Here is a 19490-nt window from a genome sequence, read left to right on the forward strand (position 1 = left end):
GGTCCATCGACCTGGCCCTCGCGCCGATTCGGTTGTTCAGCCGGATCCGGCCGCGCCGTTCACAAGGCGGGCTCCCTACTACCGTCCCCCGGTGTGCTCTCGGGGTACGCCGCCTTCAGCAGGTCCGCCAGGCGTCGGATTTCCGCAGGGTCCTCCGTCCCGGTAACAGTGATCCTCTGGGATCCCAGGCGAATGTCGACACCTTCCGTGGTGCCACGGGATCCGCACCATCGTCTGACCGCCTCGATCGCCGACGGCAGGGCGAGCGTGCTGGTCACCACCAGTGTCAGAATGTCGAGGGCGTCCCCGAGCGTGTCTTCCTTCGGTGCCTCCGAGATCCACCGGGCCCGACCGACGCCGCGCAGTTCGGCGTCCCGGGAGAGGAAGGTCCGGAGTCCGTCCGGAACCTTCGCGCCGGTCTCCGTGATGATGCGGAGTTGGACTTCGGTCATGACTGCCCCCATCTGTTGACCATGAGTTCCATGTGGTCTCCGTCCCGCCCGATTTGTCGCGACGGCACGGGCCAGCCCCGCTCCTGGCAACTGGTCCGCACATGACGGAAAAGTACGTCTGTGTTGATTACCGGCGGACCGCCCTGGATTCCGTCGGTCAGTGAGCGGATGATCTCGCCGGAAAAACTGGTGAAGTGGTCGCCGCGTGGAGCGCGTGACGCGTTGGTGGCGTCGGAGGATGTCATCACGTAGGTGCCCTCGATCCGTGAGGCACTGCTCAGGCCCGCGGACAGGGTGTCGAGCGCCGCCCCGCTGTAGCAGCTGTCGAGAACCAGTAGCCGCGAGCCGACCGGGGAGTCCGCGACCTGCTCGCGGATCCGGTCGAACTCCATGGCGGTCCATGCTTTGTGCTGGTTCGAGTCGACCAGACCGAGCAAGAGGCGTCCGTTCCGGGGATCGGTCCAGCCATGCCCGGCGTAGTAGATGAACAGACCGCCGGAGAGAGAATCGGCGGCGTCCATGGCGAGGTCGATCTTCTCGTGTACCTGCGCCGCCGACGTGGGATTCTCCACGGTGTGCACGTTGCCGTGCGGGATCCCGAGCCCCGTCAACGCCACCTCGGTGAGCGCCGACAGATTGTTCTTGATGGAGGGCACGGAGGGCAGGTGCGTGTAGTCGGACACGCCGATCAGCACCGCGGCTCCGGTCCTCCACCGTTCTAGAGGGCCCAATCGCCGTATCTCCGCCGCAGCGGTACGCCCTTCCTCGAAGGCTGGTGCCGGATCCTGAGGTGCCATCTCCTCGAGGAACTTGACTATGTGTCGTCGGATGTCGCTTCGTGGCTCGGCGCGGCCCGTGATCCATGCGCTGACTGCGGCCCTGGTTACGCCCAGTTCCGTAGCCAGACCTGACTGGGTCACACCCGCCCGTCGCAACTGCCTGACCAGCCAAGGGCCGAACGGGTCTCTTTGCTCCGTTGACGGGCGGGGTGGAGGACCCGGGACGTCGCGCCGGGACACCTGCGGCGGGGGCGCGGGCGCTATGCGCCTGGACGCTGGCGGTGGCGGCGCGGGAGTGCTGAATTTGGACACCGGCGGCGCGGCGGTAGAGTCAACCGCCCTGACAGCGGCGTCTTCCTCGGCACTCTCGCGCTGTGCTCGGTCCAGGAGACCGAGCCACTCCGCCTCGTTCAGCTCTTCGCCGGCCCATGCCTTCCATACGGTAACCACGGCGAGCGCCTCCCGTGTACGGTTTCGTGGGGGAACGCGGCAGTCGGAATATCGGGGAGTTGCCCAGTCTCGTATCCGGTGCGCCTTGAGGTCCCGCGCGCCGGGCAGGCTTCGGGCCAGGGCCTCGATGAGCAGAGAGTCGACGCCAGCCAGTTCGCCGTGACTGCGCCGAGCGCGTTCTGCTCGCTCCCGGAGTCCCCGCAATTCCGTGTACAGGTCAGCCCGTGCCGACACCCTCCACCCCCCGTACCCTCGTGGCGTCCTGATCTTCATTCTGCCACCGGGCGCGGACCTGCCCACGCAGCCGTTCGACCGGGTCAGTTGGTGGCCGAAGGTCGATTGGCTACACCTGCGTCCAGCTTGCTGCCGACGTCCAAATCGGCAACGCGGCTGTCTACCGCTACCTACTTGGTCGCCAGCAACTTCAAGGCAGTCCTCATCCTTCACCACGTCTCAACCAGATTCTGGGAAGAGCTCGGTGTGCACGGATCGCCAGCGGGGTCTGTGGAGCTTCCTCAGCAGATCGGCGCAGCGGTCGGGCCATCATGATGCCTGCGGGCTGCCACGGCAGGGCACGAGAGGCGAGGGGCGTTCCGACGATGTATGGTCCCAACCGACCCGACCGCGAGATGCTTTTCATAAGCAGCTCTCAGGCCGTGCGTCACACGCTTCGCCGGATGCTGGGGGTCAAGAGGTCGCAGGTTCAAATCCTGTCGTCCCGACCGTGCGGAAACGCAGGTCGGAGGCCGTTCTCTCATCCCATGGGAGAGCGACCTCCGTGTGTCTGGAGACGTGGTGGTCACAGTGTGGCCGCACGCGAGGACCGGGGCTCGTACGCCGTGGTGCTTATGGCGGATGGTGCGGGGGAGTGGAGCTTGTGGAGGGCTTCGTGGAAGCGGTGGATGTGGGGACGGGGTGGTCGCGGCCATGCGGGTCGGCCCGTACGGCCGGCCGTCTGCTCGGCTCCACTGAGTTCGGGAAAGGCGGTCATGAGAGGGTGAGCCCCGCGTAGTCCCACTGCTCGAGCAGCACCTCTGCGGGCAGCGCGCTGCCGTCGGGAGTCAGGCGCTGGACCGGCATGTCGCCGGAGGCGCATGCGAGCAGTTGCTCGCCGACAAGGTGAGGAACGAGTAGGGCTGTGGTGCCTGCCTGCCGGTTGAAGGCCACCTGGTAGGTGGCGATGACCGCTGCTTCCCACAAGGTGAGGGGGTCGCGTTCCGGCTCGCCGTGGTGAGTACGGGAGAGGGCGGGCGCCTTTACCGCCACCACCTGCCATTGTGTACTGACGGGGCGGCCGGCTTCTTCGCGTGCCTGGCGGATCCAGTCGGCGGTGAACCGGCGGAAGACGGCGTGGGCCTCGGGCTTCCCTTTACGGCGACGCCCGAAGGCGTCGCTGACGACGGTATAGACCGAGAAGTCGTGATCTTCCAGGCGGCGCAAGGACCAGATGGCTGGCCGGCTCCACTCGTACCACGCTCGCCGGAAGGTCTTCTCCGCCTCCGCTCCCAACCCGGCGAAGCCGGGATCGTCGGAGAACTTCGGCGTGGGCAGGACACGTACGGCAGCCGCCTCCAGCAGGCGGATCGGCTGCACGAGGGCCGCGAAGGCCCGACGCTCCTCGTCGAGGACCGTGGCGAGGCGACTCTGCAGGCCATCGGCCCAGGGGGCGAGGAAGGGGTACTCGGCCACGGCCTCGTTGCTCCGTGCCAGGTAGGAGTGCAGCCGACGCCAGTGCTCGTGACGTCGGGAGCGGAAGCTGCGGGCGCGCTCGTACCGCTCCCGTTCCTCGTCGCGCCCGGCCTCGTCGTCTTCCTCCTCGTCGTCGCTGGAGGCGCTGGCGTGGGGCGGGTACTCGCCGGCGGCGAGAGCGATGGCGGCGTCACGTTCGGCCTCGAGGTCCTCCTCGTCCTTGGACTCCCGATCGAGCCAGATGGCGAGCGAGTCCACCTCGCTCACAGCGGCGCCAAGCGGGAGGATGGGGCTGTCTGTGGGCAGAGGCCACCGACAGCTCGCGCAGAGCCGCTCCACGGCTTCGCCGAATGGGACGTCGATCTGGTTCAAAGAGGCGGCTGACCGCAGAGTGCGGCACTCGGGGTTTCCGTGGAGCTTGCCCTTGCCTGTTGCCGAGACGTGGCAGGCAAGGAGTATGTCCCGGGCTGGTCCCAGGGGAACCTCAGGTGTGAAGAGGGAACCGAGCATGACGTGGCGAAGCTCATCGCGAGTCGAGGACATGTCGGCAGGCTATGCGTGGGCACTGACAGTCCGCCGGTCAATCCGCCCTCTCCACCCTGCAGGACCAGAGATGCCAGAGCGTGCCTCGTCGCCAGGACGGTGATTCTGGGGACCAGTTGGGGACCACACGCTACGCGCGGTGGTGCACGATGCCTGCTTCCACGCACAACTTGCGCCCTGGGGGTCAAGGGGTCGCAGGTTCAAATCCTGTCGTCCCGACCATGCGGAAACGCAGGTCGGAGGCCGTTCTCTCATCCACGAGAGGACGGCCTTTCGTGCGTCCGGGGGCGCGGTGGTCGCAGTGTGGTCGCACGCCCGGCCCGGGGCCGGTTCGCCGCGGCACTGGCGGCGGGGGGTGCGGGGGAGCGGAGCCGGCCGAGGGCTGCATGGAGGCGATGGATGTGGTCGCGCGGTGGTCGCAGCCACGCGGGCCGGTCCGTACCGACATCCGTCTGTTCGGCTCCGCTGAGTACGTGGTCGATGGTGTCGACGGCCTGGTGCGCGGCCTGTTGGGTGAGGTGGCTGTAGAGGTTCGCGGTGGTCGACAGGGTGGAATGCCGCAGCGTCTTGGAGACCACGGTCAGCGGGACGCCCGCTGTAATGGTGATCGTGGCGGCGAGGTGGCGCAGGTCGTGGACCGTGACCCGGGGGACGCCGGCTTCCTCGGACAGCCGGTGGAGTCGGTCGAGCACCAAGTGTGGTCCGAGCGGCTGGCCGTTGGGACGGCAGAAGACCAGCCCAGTGAACGGATCACGTGGTTCGCCAAGGAGGGTTGGAGCGGATCGAGCCCGGCGGCGGAGGGCTGTGGCGACGCGGGGTGAGATGGCGATCCAGCCTCTGCTCGACCGGGTCTTCGGCGTGGTGATGACCAGGCGGTTGTTGTCGATGGCGGAGAGCGTGCAGCGCACGTAGAGCACGCCCTTGTCGAGGTAGACGTCGTTCCAGTGGAGGCCGAGGGCTTCGCCCTTGCGCATGCCGGTGCCAATCAGGACCTCGAACAGATCGGCCATCTCCGGGTCGGCCTGGTGGCAGTAAGCAAGGAAGTGGGCCGCCTCCTGCGCAGTCCATATCCGTCGCTCCGGCGACGGCGGTCGGCGCAGGACCGGGGGAGAGGCGGGGTTGTGGGGGAGGCGGTGCTGGCGGACGGCGTCGCTGAGCGCACTGGAGAGCGTGGCCAGGCACCGGTAGACGGTGGTACGGCCGCGGCCGGCGGCGAGCTGGCTGGTGGCGAAGGCCGAGATGTGGCGGTGGGCGAGCTGGTCGAGCTTGAGGGTGCCGAACGCGGGGACGAGATCGTTGCGGACGTAGTCCCGGTAGCGGGCCATCGTCGTCGGCTTCAGTACCAATGCTTTCGCCGCCAGCCATGCGTTCAGGTAGGCGGCGACGGTCTGGTTCGGGTCCGCGTCGAACCCGCCGGCCTCACCCTCGAGGAACCGGCGCAGTGCCTCTTCGGCCGAGACCTGGTTGGCGAAGCCGCCCCGGCGCACCGTCGTCCGACGGCGGCCCGGGGCGGGGACGTCGACGGCGAAGGTCCAGGTCCCCTGGGTGCTGTCGGCGAGCAGATGAGGGCAGCGGGCACCTACCTGGTGACGCTGGGTGTCTCTGCAGCCACAGCGGCGGTAAATGCGGCCGCGGCCGACGCTGGTACGCATGGCGATCGCCTCCACGAGGCGGGAAAGGTCCGACACCCTCATCCTGCGACCACACGCGACCGCCACACCCGCCAGAGAGGTCGTGACCAGCGGATTTCCCTTGTCTGCGCGCCAAGGGACCGCAGACGCTCAGCAGATTCTTCGTCTGCTGCTGGTACATCAGAGCCAAGCCGTTGACCAGCAGGATGCTGGCCTTGTGGTCCCAGGGTGAGGTCTGGTCCGGGAATGGTCCGGATCTTGGCCGCGCCGATGCCGCGAGGTTTCATTCGCCAGCGCTCACCCTCGTCGAATTCGGACGGGACTCCCGCACGATTGCCGTGCCACGCGGCGGCAGCATCCTGCGCCTGGTCGAGCCGGTCTGCTAGACCGACGGCACCGACATTCCTTCGGCCGTCCGGAAGCACTGCACCGGGCATGACCGCGCCGTCATCGTCACCGACGAGCAGACCCGCCCTGGCTGGCTCCCGTCCAACGCGGGAGCTACCGCGGAGGAATGCCCGAGACCCGGATCGACGATCTCATCCCGCAGATCGCGCCCATGCGTACCGCGGGGCCACGATGACGTCCGGCAGCGGCAACCGGCACGCTCTCGGCGGCCTCACCTACGCGGCGTTCCGCATGATCCCGCTCCTCGACGCCGCCTGGCCCTGGGAAGAGCAGCACCAGATCAAGCGCTGAGCGCAATGAGGCCGTCATACGGCACCATGCTCGTCATGGAAACCGCGACCCTCATGGCCGCAGTCGGCCGAAGCGCAACTAGCGCTGGTGCCAAGCGGCTGCTCAGCAACTACCGACCCTCCGGGGTCCCCAGGACGGGAAGCCCGGAGGACCGGGGCGGGGCATATCGCGCGTTCCTCGACGCTGCGTCCCGTCTCGCCAGCGCTTCACTCCGCGTGCACTTCATGATGTACGAGAAGGACGAGCCTGGCAGCGACGAGGTGCGGAGAACCGCCGATTCGATGCTCCTGGACCTCCATGTGCGCCTTCAGGCGGCACAGGATGACTTCAGCTCCGCCCTGCTTGGCATCGAGCTCTGCGGCGTCTCCTACGTAATCGAGGCGGCAGGGAACCTTGCTGAGGAAATCGGCAAGCTCCCCCAGGCCGGAGGGAAGGGGAAGAACGCGATTGAGGGGTACGACCACGCCGCCTATGAGGAGGCGGTAGAGGTGGCCAGGGGGGCGAGAGGGAAGTTCCTGGAGGCGGCACGGCACGACCTCGCGTACAACCCTAGTTGGTGGCAGTTCGCGCGCCGCTACAAGGAACGTCAGTTCAGGAAGCGTACTGAGGCACCAAGATAGGCACCCGTGGTAGCGCCGGTCACGTCGGCAATGCCGCTCGTGTCGACCGAAGAGCCTTGCGCCGCCTTCGATTGGTCCCGCGAATTGACCACCAGCTCGGCCGGTAGGCTTGCCACCACTGCGGCAGGTACCAGAGGTCATCCCTGACCGTGTCCACGAACGCCCGGTGCGCCTCGCCGACTTGATCGGCTGCCTTCCAGAACTCACCCTCGTCGCCAGAGACTAGGTCGAACATGCCGTTGACTGCGGTGAGCACAGCGTCGGCTGCCTCGAGAGGCTTCGGGTTCGCGACGACGCGCAGGTCCATGTACGTCTGGAGTGTCTCGGTCAGCAATCGGTGAAGGGGCTCCACCATCCCCTGCGCCTTCCTGGGGCTGATCCAGGCGGGGTATACGACCTTCACGAGCAGTCGCTGATGTTGAGCTTCGACCATCGCGGCTACGGTCGCCTGCTGGAAGCGGGCGTAGACCTGGCGCCGTTCTTCCCGGCCCCCGAGCTTGGTCCCTGTCTGTGACATCAGCTGCTTGGTGACGGCGCCTACCAGGGCGCGCGATGCTGCGGAGGCGGCGGCTCCGACTGGTTCGACCATGCCCGCATCCAACACCAGTTCGTCCTCAGGACGCAGCGGAATCGATGATCCATCTGTGGAGTCAGCAGGGGGCATGCCGACTGTCAGTGCCGTAGGGCATGCTGCCTGCTGTCACACTACGTTCAGAGGAGTGCAACGTGACCATGGTCAACACCCAGCCTCAGGACGGCGGAGGCGGACAGAGCGGAGCCGGCGGTTCGAGCGGGAGCGGCGCAGGAGGAACCTCTGACACGACCCGGGACTACCCGAGGAAGTTGACACTGAAGAGCCTCACGGCCGGCGCGAATCCGCGCAAGAAGCCGAAAAGTGGCGGCGCGTGACTGCCGGGAAGGTAGCGGCGGAATTCATCTCTCAGCAGCTGACGTATGTCCGGGCGCGCCGCGATAACATCGAGGCGCGGGCGGTTTCGCTCATTACCACGTCGGGTGCTGTGGCCAGTATCGGACTCGCGTTCTTGGGAATCCTGGCGCCCGGACGAAAGCTGTCGACTGTTCAGCTCGCCAGCGCATCCTGCGCGCTCACGGCCTTCATCTTCGCCTGCATCTGCGGACTCTTGGTGGTCAAGCCGCGGACCGCACCTGACGTCATCGAACCGAGCGATCTCCGAGTGATCATCGCTGAGGAACACTGGGAAGCCCCCGAGGGGCAGGCTCAGCGCGTCATTGCAGACGCGCAGGTGGACGTATTCGAGGAGACGACCAAAGCGATCAATGAAAAGGGGGTGTGGTTGCGTCGCGGATTCGTATTGGAGGTGGCTGGGATTGCGCTCTTGGGTATTACAGTCCTTCTGACAATCCGCAACCGGTGATGCCCTGCTGCGAGATCCGTGATCCGGCGCAATTAGGCTGTGATCAAGGAATTCGGTAAAGACGGTCGCCGGCTGGTCACGACCGCGATGGCGCCCACTCGCTCGGCATGAAGCCCGACTCGTTCCGCTCCTGGGCGCGCCGTCACGGCGTGACCGCCGCCGACTACCACCTCGCTGTCGGGAGCATAGGCAGGCCACCGCTCTCTGGGGTCTCGCCGACCTGCGGAAATCTGCCACGCATCATCGGTTCAATGGCACAGTAGTGCGTCACGGGGGCCAGCCGTCCGGCTGGGCCCCTGCGTGTTCGTGAGTTGATTCAACGGAACGCTTGTTTGATTCCGAAGGCGAGTTGGTGGGCTTGGGGCCATCCGGCCTCGATGAAGATGTCGCATATTTCGCGTAGGGCAGTCAGGTTTTCAGGGACCCTAAGGATGTCTCGGTGGTCGGCGAGGATGCGTTCCGCGAACTTGACGCAGGTGCTGACGGCGAGAGTGTCTGCCGTGTAGCCGCTTTGGGTTCCTGTCGTGGTGAGGATGTCCCGTACGCCGATGAGGGCCTGCTGCGGGCGTTGCTCCAGAACGTGCTCGTAGATCTGGACGAGGTGGTGGGTGACCTTCGCGATAGGGACCGCCATGACGACTCGCGACGCCGTTCGGTCTTTTTGTGACCGGCTAGAGATCTAGGGCTAGGCCGATTCCAGTCCGCGATGTACGTGGTGTTAGACGGCGAGATTGTCGTCTCTGAAGCGGCCGATTTGGCTAGTCGTAGATTCAAGGGTCGGCAGTGTTGAGAGAGCCCAGGCGGCTACCGGCTCCGATATATCATCGCGTTCGCAACTCGCGCGGCCGTTGCTGGACCGAAAGCCAGATCGATGCCGGGGTGAACCTCTCAGCCGGCGAACCCTGGCAGGTCTACGGGTAGGGGCTGGACTCCTCTTCAGCGCGATGACCCACGACCTGCACAACAAGTACGGGAAGTCCGTGCGCAGCGAGATCCGCCGGGCCTTCGAGCCGTTTCCGCTTGACGACTTCGAGATCTGCGCCCGGCAGCGTCACTCGGAGAAACGGGCCCGGGTATCCGCAGGGAGTCCGCCGCCGTCGATGGAGTCTCGCATGGTGGTCACGAGCGCCGTCGCCTGTTCGGTCAGCGCCTCGTCTTCGGTCTCGCCGAGTGCGGCGACCGCAGCTGTACAGAGCGAGATGGCCTCCTTCGGGTCCGTGGCCCACACGACCGACGAGAGAAGGAAGAGTGCCCTTCCCTCCCCATGGCGGTCGCGGGCCATCCGGAAGAGCGTGATTGCCTCACGGATTGCCTCGGTGGCCCGGTCGGGCTGCTTGAGCGTCGCCCACGCCTTGCTGAGGTTCATCAGCACCTTTGCCTGCGTGTGGGCGTCGCCGACCTCCTTCAGTAGGTCGCTCGCCTTCGTCAGCAGACGGGCGGCCTCGGTCGGTTCACCCGTCTGAAGTCGGATGGTCGCGAGATTGTTCAGGGCGAGGCCTTCGCCGCGCTTGTCCCCGAGGTCGCGACAGAGGGTGAGCGCCTCCTTGAGTACATCTGACCCGTCACCGAGTCCCCCCGCACGCAGCGCCGTGCTCAGATTGGTGAGGGCCATGACGACTCCATGACGGTCATCGGCCCTATGGAAGGCGTCGCGTGCAGCCGCGTGGGCGGCCGCGGCCTCACCCGCCCGTCCCAGTTCTCTGAGTGCCAGGCCGAGATTGTTCTGGGTGACCGCCTCCCCGTGCCAGTCACCAACGAGACGGCAGATCTCGATGTCTCGCTGGTACGCGCTCACCGCTTCCTCGTAGCGGCCCAACTCGTCCAGCGAGCGTCCGAGGTTGTTGAGCGCGGCAGCCTCACCCTGGAGATTTCCCGCCTTGCTCTGGAGGACAACGGCCCTTTGCAACAAGGGCACGGCCCGCTCGATGTCACGCATCTCGTGCAGGGTGCGTCCGAGATTGGTCAGTACTTCCGCCTCGCCTAGAAGGGACCCCTCCGCCGTGTAGATACGGAGGGCTTTTTCGTGTGCGGTGACGGCTTCGGGGAACCGGCTCAGTCCTCTGAGGGCGCATGCCCGTGCGTCAAGGAACGCGGCACGGAAGGCGGCAGGGTCGTTCTTGGAGCAGTGCTCCAGTGCGCTGTCGTACACAGCCGCCAACTCGGCGAAACCGTGACGCAGTTTGAGGTAATCGCCGATACGTCCCGCCATCGCCAGGATGACGTAGGGGTTGTGAGTGCCGGGCGTGGTGGTGAGGACCGCGACGAGGTTCGCCCGTTCCTCGTCCAGCCAGGAGAGTGCGGCGGTCCGGTCAGAGAACCTAGGCGCCAGAGACTGACCTGGGGAGAGGTGGTCGTGCGCCTCGTCCAGACAGTCCGCGTAGTGGCGTAGCAGCCGCTCCAAGGCGGCGGACCGACTTTCGGCAGTATGCTCCGTCCGCCCGGTCTCGTCCGCGTAAAGCCGGATCAGGTCGTGCATGCGCCACCGGCCGTAGGTGGCCGTACTCTGCACCAGATGTCCGCGCCCCAGGGCCTCCAGGAGCTCCTCGGCCGTGTCCGGGTCGACATCGCAGAGCCGGGCGGCGGACTCGGTGGAGACGTCGGGGCCGGGGTTGAGCGCGAAGAGCCGGAAGAGCCGTGCCTGGTCCTGCGGCAGGTGCCGGTAGGACAGTTCGAAGGCGGCTCGTACCGCGAGGTTCCCCCGACTCAACCGGCCCAGGCGGCGATGCTCGTCGTCCAGAGCCTGGGCCATCGAGGACAGCGGCCGGGCCGGCTGGTCTGCCAAGAGGGCGGCGACGATCCGCAGCGCCAGTGGCAGGTGCCCGCACTGCCGGGCGATGACCTCGGCCCTCTCCGGGGCATCATCGATCCGCGTGTCCTCCTCACCCCGGCTCGCTCGCAGAACGAGGCGTAGCAGGTCGACGGAGTCCACGGGATCGAGGACCGTTAGGTCGTGCAGGCGGGCGTCCAGGTCGGACAGCGTGTGTCGAGAGGTGATCAACACGGGGGTGCGCGCGTCACCCGGTAGGAGGAGTCGTACCTGCTCGCTGTCCACGGCGTCGTCGAGGACGATCAGAGTGCGTCGTCCCTGGTTGGCCAGGTCCTGTAGCGCCGATCGGTACAGTCGCGCACGGTCCTCGAGAGACACGGGGATGTGCTCGTGGTCGACGCCCAAGCCCCGCAGCATGAAGGCGAGCGCCTCGTCGGGACCCTGACGGCGAGCAGGGTCGTATCCGTAGAGTTCGACGGCGAGGACACCGTCGAACCATCCGTCCCGTGCATAGGCACGATGGGCAACCTGCCGCACCAATTCGGTCTTTCCGACGCCGGGGAGTCCGGCGACGACGTGGACCGACGGTCCCTCGCCGACGGCACCTGGGTCCAGCACCGAGAGCAGCCCGTTCACGGCGGTCTCCCTGCCGGTGAACGTGCCGGACGGGGCGGGCAGTCCCGAGAGGGCGGAGGGGGTCCGACGGCCAAGGTGGACGGGGGCGGCCTGCGCAGCTCCACCCACCGACGCTGCCGCAGCGTTGTCCTCCGACGGCATCACGCGCCGCAGCCCGTACTGCGGGAGTCGGTCTGCGAAGAATGCCGCGTCGAGGCAGGTTCCCAGGGAGTTGAGGAGAAGGTCGCCCAAGGCTAGTGCTGCGAGGCGGCCGGGAGCCCCGGTCAGGGCCTGTTCGGCGAGGGCTGTATTCACGGCAACCATGTCGCGCTCATCAGGCCACTCCACCCACAGGGCGCGGAGCATGCGCCACGCCGTTTCCGGTGCGCCGTAGATCCGGGGAGCCGCGAGTTCGTCGAAGGGGGCACGGAGTTCGTCCGTCAGCCAGTCACGGACGAAGGAGGAGAAGTCGTCGGACCGACGGGTGCGGTCACACAGTTCCTGGAGCGGCCGGGCCGGCACCATCGAGACGAAATGGAAGTCGTGCCCCGCTTCGGCGTGGGTGCGGAGGTGCCGCCAGATCCCCTTCGCGTCCAGGGCCGCGACGTTCCAGCTATTGGCGTTGCGGTTCTGACGCTTGACCTGGTGCACCTCGGTGCGCCCGCCGTGCCGGTACGCGAACTCGGTACCTTCGCCGAGGATTCCGTTCGGCTCAAGGGTGAGCGAATCGCCGTGCCCCAGGAGGACGTACAAGGCGTGCCTAATCGTCCAGGCGCCTTCGTAGCGGTTGCCGAACTTGTCCGTCTCACCACCCGGCCTCGGTACCACCGGTTCCCCCTGCCCCGCCCGCCGGACGACTCCGCGACCCCACCTCGTGCACGATCGCGTGCCACGTCACCGTACCTGGCGGCGCCGACAGTGGTGCCCGCACCGGACGGTCTCCGGAGCGTCCCTCGGCCTTTCACGACGAAGGCGGTTGCTCGTTGGAAGACAACAGGCACCAGCGCTCCCTCGCGCCAGAGCGACGGGCCGCTTTACCGATGCCAAGCGCAAGGCCTCCTCTTCAGATACTGGGTGAGGGGGCTGACGGGCCGCCAGCCTCGCACGCGCGGGGTGGACTGTTCAGTCAGGAGCCTGGTCGCCAGTGCAGCGAGTCTGGGGACCAGTTGGGTACCACACGGTGTACGCGCTGGTGCACGACAGGCCGGCATGTGGGGGTCAAGGGGTCGTAGGTTCAGATCCTGTCGTCCCGACTATGCGGAAACGCAGGTCGGAGGTCGTTCTCTCATCCGTGAGAGGGCGGCCTTTGGTGCGTTCGGGAGCGTGGTGGTCGCAGTGTGGTCGCACGACCGACCCGGGGCTGGTTTGCCAGGGTGCTGGTGGCGGGTGGTGCGGGGGAGCGGAGCCGGCCGAGGGCTTCGCGGAGGTGGTGGAGGTGGTCGCGCGGTGGTCGCAGCCATGCGGGCCGGTCCGTACGGCTGGCCGTCACCTCGGCGGCGCTGATTACGTGGTCAATGGTGTCGACGGCCTGGTGCGCTGCCTGTTGGGTGAGGTGGCTGTAGATGCTCGCGGTCGTCGACAGGGTGGAGTGCCGCAGCGTCTTGGAGACCACGGTGAGCGGGACGCCGGCGGTGATGGTGATGGTGGCGGCGAGGTGGCGCAGGTCATGGACCGTGACCCGGGGGGACGCCGGCTTCCTCGGACAGCCGGTGGAGCCGGTCGAGTACGAGGTGTGGCCCGAGCGGGCGGCCGTCGGGCCGGCAGAAGACCAGCCCCGCGAAGGGATCGTTGGGGTCGCCGCGGGTCCGTGCTGCTGAGCGTGCCCGGTGGCGGAGGGCGGTGGCGACGCGGGGTGAGATGGCGACCCAGCCTCTGCTCGACCGGGTCTTCGGTGTGGTGATGACGAGGCGGTTGTTGTCGATGGCGGAGAGCGTGCAGCGGATGTAGAGCACGCCCTCGGTGAGGTGGGCGTCGTCCCAGTGCAGACCGAGGGCCTCGCCCTTGCGCATGCCGGTGCCGATGATCACCTCGAACAGGTCGGCCATCTCCGGGTCGGCCTCGTGGCAGTGGGTGAGGAAGCGGGCCGCCTCCTCCGCGGTCCATATCCGCCGCTCCGGCGACGGCGGTCGGCGCAGGACCGGGGGAGAGGCCGGGTTGCGCGGGAGGCGGTGCTGGCGGACGGCGTCGCCGAGCGCGCTGGAAAGCGTGGCCAGGCACCGGTAGAGGGTGGTCCGGCCGCGGCCGGCCGTGAGCTGGCCGGTAACGAAGGCCGTGATGTGCCGGTGGGCAAGCTGGTCGAGCTTGAGGGTGCCGAACGCGGGGACCAGGTCGTTGCGCACGTAGTCGCGGTACCGGGCCATCGTCGTCGGCTTCAGCACCAGCGCCTTCGCCGCCAGCCAGGCGTCCAGGTAGGCGGCGACGGTCTGGTTCGGGTCCGCATCGAACCCGCCGGCCTTACCCTCGAGGAACCGGCGCAAGGCATCCTCAGCCGAGTCCTGACTGGCGAAGCCGCCCTGGCGCACCGTCGATCGACGGTGCGCCAGGGCGGGGACGTCGACGGCGAACCCCCAGGTCCCGTGAGTGCTGTCGCCCGCAGTCCCAGGCCCTGACCGCGCGGCCCGCCAGGCGACGAACACCGGCTCGATCAACGCCCAGCGGGCATCCGAGGCATCACTATGCTATAGGTCGATCACTCGTATACCGGGCAACGACTGCCAAGGCCTACAGTCACAAGAACATCGCTAAACACCAACTACCAAAATCGGATGCCCTCTTGCTGCGAGACACGAGCCACGTGGGCGCGGCATGATCAGTGCCGACGAGCAAGAGCGTCTCGAGGGGACTGGTCACATGCGGGATCTGGTGGTGGTGGTGCCGGGCATCATGGGCAGCGTCTTGTCGCGAGATGGCAAACCGGTGTGGTCTACGGAAACGGCTGCCCTGGTCCGCGGGCTCGGTGGCATTACTAAGACCCTTGCTGGTCTCGCCCTGCCTGACGACATTGGTGACAGCGCCCCGCACGGTCGGGAAGCGCTGAAGGCTCCGTACCTCATGCGGGGTTGGAGCGTATGGCCCGGGTCTCTCGTCGCGGAGGGGTACGCCAAGCTCCTGGATCACTTCCGGGAGCAGGAGACGGCATCCCGGGTCAAGGTCGTAACGATGCCTTACGACTGGCGCTTGTCCAACCGGTACACCGCCCTGCGGCTGAGGGACTTCATCGACGACGAACTGAGCCACTGGCGGCAGGAAAGCGAGCAGCCGGACGCAAAGGCGGTGATCGTCGCGCACTCCATGGGGGGTCTGGTCGCGCGCTACTGCCTGGAGGTGCTCGGCGTCCGCGACCGGGTCCGCAGGCTCATCACCCTGGGGACGCCTTACCGGGGGTCTGTGAAAGCATTGGGCATGGTGACCGGGCACATGCCGGAGTGGGTTCCCGGCCGGGTGAGTGAGGGACTGCACCGGGCCGCGGTCAGCATGCCGGGGCTGTGGCAGCTACTCCCAACCTACCCCTGCTTCAGCCCCAGTGGCTCCGATACCCCCATTGGTCTTACGGAGGCGAGGCTCCCCGGCCTGGACGCGGGGAAGCTCGCGGACGCGGTGCGATTCCACAAGGAGATCGCTGACGCCGTTGCCGCCAACGGGGCGCCGCCGTACACCCATCACGTCTTCGTCGGTGTCAGGCAGGGTACGCCCCAGGCCGCCGCGGCGACGTCCGGTGGCCGCTGGGTGTACGCGGAACGTCCGCTGGACCGGCGATATGCGGGGGACGGCACCGTCCCTCGGCTCTCGGCCTTCCCTCCGGAATGGCCCGATGATGCGCACGCGACCCACCTGCCCTTCGGGCACACCGCGCTCCCCAACAAGCGGTCCTCCCTCGAGCAAGTGTGGTGCAAGATCCTGGCCGTGGAGACGGGAGCCACGATGAGCGTCCCAGTCGAACTGGGTCTGGATCTGCCTGACATCGCGCCGTCGGGCGCTCCGCTGGAGGTCCGCGCCCTGAGCAATCACGAACGTCACGCCTTCCAAGCAAGGCTGCTTGATCCACGCGACATGGGGCTCGTCGCTCAACGTCAGTTCGTTCCCCAAGGTGGCGGCCATTACCGCACCGAGCTACAGGCCCCTGCGGGAATCTGGATACTGGAGGGTCAGTCTCTGAAGAATCCAGACGTCCTCGTACAGCAACCCATCACTCTGGTCTAGATTTGTTTCCCCCCGACCGCTCCGCACCCCACACGTCGGCGGCTTGATGTTCTACGCGCCGGTGGCCGAGAAGGCACAACATGACAGAAGAACGACGGCTGCTCACCACCGTGGTCGTGGACACTTACGAGAGTCACGAGGAACTCTCCCTCGTTCGAGAGCAGGTCGAAGCGATCGCCCGGCTCCTCGCCCAGGCCGGATATGAGCTAGCCCCGTCAGGACTCACTGATACGGGGCACTCGGCCATCCAGGTGTGGAGCAAGAGCTGGACGCCATCACAGGCGCGCCAGCTCATCGTCTATTGGACGGGGCACGGCGAGCTCGATCACGGTGACTTCTATCTGATCGCGTCCGACACACCGTCCGGAAGGCCTCTGCAGCTAACCGCTTTCTCGGGTGAGTGGCTCGGTGTTCTGCTCGGCACCATGGATGCCGACGAGGTACTCGTCATCGTCGATGCGTGTTCATCGGGTGGTGGCTACAACCAGATTCAGGAAGGCTTCCGTACGGAGGCCAACGCGTCGCCCCGAGCCGCCGGGCGGCCCGCCCTCGCTGTCATCACGTCCGCCGGGCCGGGCGAGAACGCGCAGGAGAAGGCGTTCGGTCCAGCGCTCCGCCGTATCCTCGAACAGGGCCCCCCGCCAGGGTTCTGGGGACCTCAGCAACGGGAAATCGAGGTCACCGAACTCACCCAGGCGCTCCGGCACTTGTTGGCCGGCCAGCCGATTCAGCAGACGCCGCAGCTCGTCACAGACGGCATCAGTCGCCACCCAGGAGGCGCGATTCGACTCCTCAACCCTGCTTATCGACCGGTCGAGTTGAATATCGACGGTGAACGCCTGTTGCAGATGCCCCGGATCCCCATCGACGAGCACTTTCTGGCGAAGTATCGTGGTATCGATACGTCCGAGTTGCACATAGACGTCAATTGGTACTTCACGGGCCGCACTCAAGCGCTCGCCGAGATGCGCCATTGGTTCACAGGTCGTCCCCGACACCGGGGCGTCTTCGTGGTGACTGGTCCTCCAGGATCCGGTAAATCGGCACTTCTGGGACGCATGGTCGTTCTCGGCGCGCAGGCTTCTGCCGAGAGCGCCTGGCCAAGCGGAGGAGAAGTGCCGATCGACGCGGCTCTCCACGCGAAGAACAAGACCGTCCTGGACTGCGTCCAGGATCTGGCCCACGCCCTGCAGATCCCGCCGCCCGCCTCTGGGTGGGAAAGCCCCGAGCAGCTCCTCGATGTGATTCGAGCGCGCGGTGACCGGCGTCGCAAGCAGCTCCACGTCGTCCTGGACGCCCTCGATGAAGCCAGTCCCGCGCACGCTGTTCCCATCGCCCGTGACCTGCTGCGGCCTCTGGCTGAATCAGGTGCAGCCCTCGTCCTCGTGGGGACGCGGCCCGATCTCGCGGGGCGCCCATACCGCGACAGCGATACCCGGCAAAGCCCCGGCCCGCTCCTTCGGACGCTTAAACCGGCTCGCCTACTACGAGTCGACGACTTCGACGCCCATGACGACGTCCTCGCATACGCCTCGCTACGGCTCTCTAAGCTACCCGGCAGCCCCTATGCCGACGACCAGTGGGATGTGACGCGCAGGGCCCTGGCCGAGACGATCGCGGCGATGGCACAGGGGAATTTCCTCCTCGCCCGGTTGGCGACCCGCGCCCTGGTCAGGAAAGGACAGGTGCTCCACCCCGAAAACCCGAAGGTGGACAACCTGATCAAGACCGAGATCCGTCCGGCGTTCGCTGCGGACCTTGACCGCTACGGCGCTGATTCGGGACGCGTCCACGACCTGCTCGCGGCTCTCGCGTACGCTCAGGGGAACGGATGGCCTCGACGCGAGTTGTGGCTCACAGCCGCCAACGCCCTTTCGGAACGGCCCTACACCGACGAAGACATCGTTTGGGTGCTGGAGCACGCTGGCGCCCACGTTACTCAGTCTGGCGAGGACGGGCAGACCACTTACCGGCTCTACCACCAGGAGTTCTCGGCGTATTTCCTGGCCGACCTCGAGCCCGACGAGGCCGAGGACAAGAACCGGAAACTTCGACACGCCCTGATGGGGACGGTCCCGCGGGACAAGGCGGGACGGCGTCTGTGGGGACTAGCCAACCTGTACCTTCTGCGTCATTTCGTCAACCACGTTCCATCAGGTGGGAACGACTTCCGTGAACTGGTGCACGACCCCGGCTTCCTCGTCCATGCTCAGCCGGACACGCTCGCCCCAGCGCTGACCCGCACGTCTCCACGTCACGACCCCTTGATCCGCCTCTACCTGCGCTGCCTGGACCGGCTGCGGACTCGGACGGTCGACGAGCGGGCCTCCGTGCTCCTGGACACGGCACTGGTGGATGAACCTGATGCCCTGCCCGTACTTCACTCCTCCGCCATGCCCGTCGTGCCATGGCTGCCACTGGCGCATTCCGGGCGCCCAGCCACGTTCCACCGCCGGATCGTTGGCCACACCGCACCCGTGCGTTCCCTTTCCTTCGGGAAGACGATCACGGACGACGTCGTCATTTACTCCGCCAGCGATGACCACAGCGTGGGAATCTGGGACTTTGCCACGGGAGACCCGCAGGGACGTATCTCCGGCCATACGGGACCGGTGACGGGGGTTGTCTTCGCCGAGACCCCGGACGGCAGGGTCCTCGCCACGTCGAGCTTCGACCGGACCGCTAGGGTCTGGGATCCGGACACAGCGGAGCAACAGGCTGTCCTCGCCCATCCCGATCGCTTGTGGGCGGTGGCCGTCGCGCCGTCCGGCCTACTCGCCACAGCGTGCGGCGACGGCAAGCTTCGGGTCTGGGAGTGCAACGGCAGCATGCTGTTCGAGAGGCCCGCGCATCGGGGCTGGGTGCTCGATACGGCCTTCGGTCGTATCGACGACCGTCTGCTCCTCGCTTCGGTCGGAGACGATGGCCGGCGTGCGGCAGTCCGACTGTGGAACCCGCTTACCGGCTGTCTCGATTCAGAACTGCAGTTGCCTCCCGGCAGTGGCACCGGCCGGACCGTCAGATTTCTCGACACTCCCTCCGCGACCTTCATCGCCGTTGGAACGGATGGGGGGCGGCTCTTGCTCTGGGACCTTGAAACCCGCAAGTGCATCGGCGATTCGGATCTGGGAAGCGCGATCCAGAGCGCACGTTCCGCTGTGATCGGTGGCGTCCCAATGCTTGCCGTCGGAACAGCTGACGCCACAGCTCGCATGTTCGTCAAAAGTCGAGAAGTGCGACCCGGTGCGACATTTCAAGGGCATTCACGGCGCATTCGCGCCGTCGCTATCGGAGTGCACGCTGGTCGGCATTACCTAGCCACTGGTGGGGATGAAGGTGCCATCTTCCTCTGGGACGCCCAAAGAGGGAAACAGCACGGACAACCACGTCAGGAGAGTGATCTCGCCACCACCTGGAGAACATGGCAGGGACCAGCGGCGCCGCTAGAGAGTGATGTTGGATCCGCGCGCTACAAGGATGCATTTGACCTGAGCAGAGGTTGGAGAGGATTATCTGGCAGAAATCGTTGAATCTCTACTTGGAACGTTCCTTGCCGTCGGCAGACCTCACACGACAGGGGCGCGTCCTCTTGTTCAAGGAAGATCGAAATCCGTCACGCAGGCCCGTCCCGCTTGTACATCCGACGCG

At 66.6% G+C, this 19490-nt stretch carries 13 protein-coding genes and 1 pseudogene; 4 read left to right on the top strand and 10 right to left on the bottom strand.

All coding sequences use genetic code 11. The features are described 5' to 3' along the window. Nucleotides 1–59: 59 nt before the first annotated feature. From ACFQ79_RS22590 to ACFQ79_RS22610, 5 genes and pseudogenes are all read right to left on the bottom strand, one after another. The gene (locus tag ACFQ79_RS22590; protein ID WP_383586222.1) at nt 60–452 is read right to left on the bottom strand and encodes a hypothetical protein; all 393 of its coding nucleotides are present in this window, start codon (nt 450–452) and stop codon (nt 60–62) included. Further along, entirely contained in the window at nt 449–1147 is a 699-nt protein-coding gene (locus ACFQ79_RS22595) for a caspase domain-containing protein (protein ID WP_383586290.1), read from the bottom strand. Before ACFQ79_RS22595 ends, ACFQ79_RS22590 begins: the two co-directional genes overlap by 4 nt. 150 nt (nt 1148–1297) lie before the next feature. After that, a pseudogene (locus tag ACFQ79_RS22600) lies at nt 1298–1954 on the bottom strand (hypothetical protein); the annotation flags it as partial. Between the two features lie 714 nt (nt 1955–2668). Next, entirely contained in the window at nt 2669–3637 is a 969-nt protein-coding gene (locus ACFQ79_RS22605) for a hypothetical protein (RefSeq protein WP_383586224.1), read from the bottom strand. 527 nt (nt 3638–4164) lie between these two features. After that, entirely contained in the window at nt 4165–5565 is a 1401-nt protein-coding gene (locus tag ACFQ79_RS22610; RefSeq protein WP_383586226.1) for a tyrosine-type recombinase/integrase, read from the bottom strand. Nucleotides 5566–6278: 713 nt separating this feature from the next. Between ACFQ79_RS22610 and ACFQ79_RS22615 the strand changes: the two genes are divergently transcribed. Beyond that, the gene (locus ACFQ79_RS22615; RefSeq protein ID WP_383586228.1) at nt 6279–6863 is read left to right on the top strand and encodes a hypothetical protein; all 585 of its coding nucleotides are present in this window, start codon (nt 6279–6281) and stop codon (nt 6861–6863) included. 19 nt (nt 6864–6882) lie between these two features. On the opposite strand, the gene ACFQ79_RS22620 is transcribed toward ACFQ79_RS22615, so the two are convergent. Beyond that, nucleotides 6883–7452 (bottom strand): hypothetical protein, encoded by a 570-nt coding sequence (locus ACFQ79_RS22620; protein WP_383586230.1) that lies wholly within the window; start codon nt 7450–7452, stop codon nt 6883–6885. 316 nt (nt 7453–7768) lie between these two features. Here ACFQ79_RS22620 and ACFQ79_RS22625 point away from each other — a divergent pair, with 316 nt between their 5' ends. Then, a complete protein-coding gene (locus ACFQ79_RS22625; protein ID WP_383586232.1) occupies nt 7769–8260 on the top strand; it encodes a hypothetical protein in 492 nt (163 codons plus the stop codon). Nucleotides 8261–8576: 316 nt separating this feature from the next. On the opposite strand, the gene ACFQ79_RS22630 is transcribed toward ACFQ79_RS22625, so the two are convergent. The 4 genes from ACFQ79_RS22630 to xerC all read right to left on the bottom strand — a co-directional run bounded on the left by ACFQ79_RS22630 (nt 8577) and on the right by xerC (nt 14119). Continuing rightward, complete coding sequence (locus ACFQ79_RS22630) at nt 8577–8894, bottom strand: hypothetical protein (protein ID WP_383586234.1); 318 nt, start codon at nt 8892–8894, stop codon at nt 8577–8579. Between the two features lie 417 nt (nt 8895–9311). After that, nucleotides 9312–12470 carry an ATP-binding protein gene (locus ACFQ79_RS22635; RefSeq protein ID WP_383586236.1) on the bottom strand — a complete coding sequence of 1053 codons (3159 nt, stop codon included), beginning with the start codon at nt 12468–12470 and terminating at the stop codon, nt 9312–9314. A 457-nt stretch (nt 12471–12927) separates the two neighbouring features. Then, nucleotides 12928–13305 carry a hypothetical protein gene (locus tag ACFQ79_RS22640; protein WP_383586292.1) on the bottom strand — a complete coding sequence of 126 codons (378 nt, stop codon included), beginning with the start codon at nt 13303–13305 and terminating at the stop codon, nt 12928–12930. A gap of 1 nt (nt 13306) precedes the next feature. After that, nucleotides 13307–14119: a tyrosine recombinase XerC gene (xerC, locus tag ACFQ79_RS22645; RefSeq protein ID WP_383586238.1), complete on the bottom strand. Its 813-nt coding sequence runs from the start codon at nt 14117–14119 to the stop codon at nt 13307–13309. Nucleotides 14120–14492: 373 nt separating this feature from the next. Here xerC and ACFQ79_RS22650 point away from each other — a divergent pair, with 373 nt between their 5' ends. Then, nucleotides 14493–15842 carry an esterase/lipase family protein gene (locus tag ACFQ79_RS22650; RefSeq protein WP_383586240.1) on the top strand — a complete coding sequence of 450 codons (1350 nt, stop codon included), beginning with the start codon at nt 14493–14495 and terminating at the stop codon, nt 15840–15842. 80 nt (nt 15843–15922) lie between these two features. Further along, nucleotides 15923–19372 carry an AAA family ATPase gene (locus tag ACFQ79_RS22655; protein ID WP_383586242.1) on the top strand — a complete coding sequence of 1150 codons (3450 nt, stop codon included), beginning with the start codon at nt 15923–15925 and terminating at the stop codon, nt 19370–19372. The last annotated feature ends 118 nt before the right edge of the window (nt 19373–19490 follow it).

Origin of the sequence: Streptomyces sp. NPDC056480 (assembly GCF_042795405.1) — a bacterium.
In the GTDB taxonomy this organism is placed as follows: domain Bacteria; phylum Actinomycetota; class Actinomycetes; order Streptomycetales; family Streptomycetaceae; genus Streptomyces.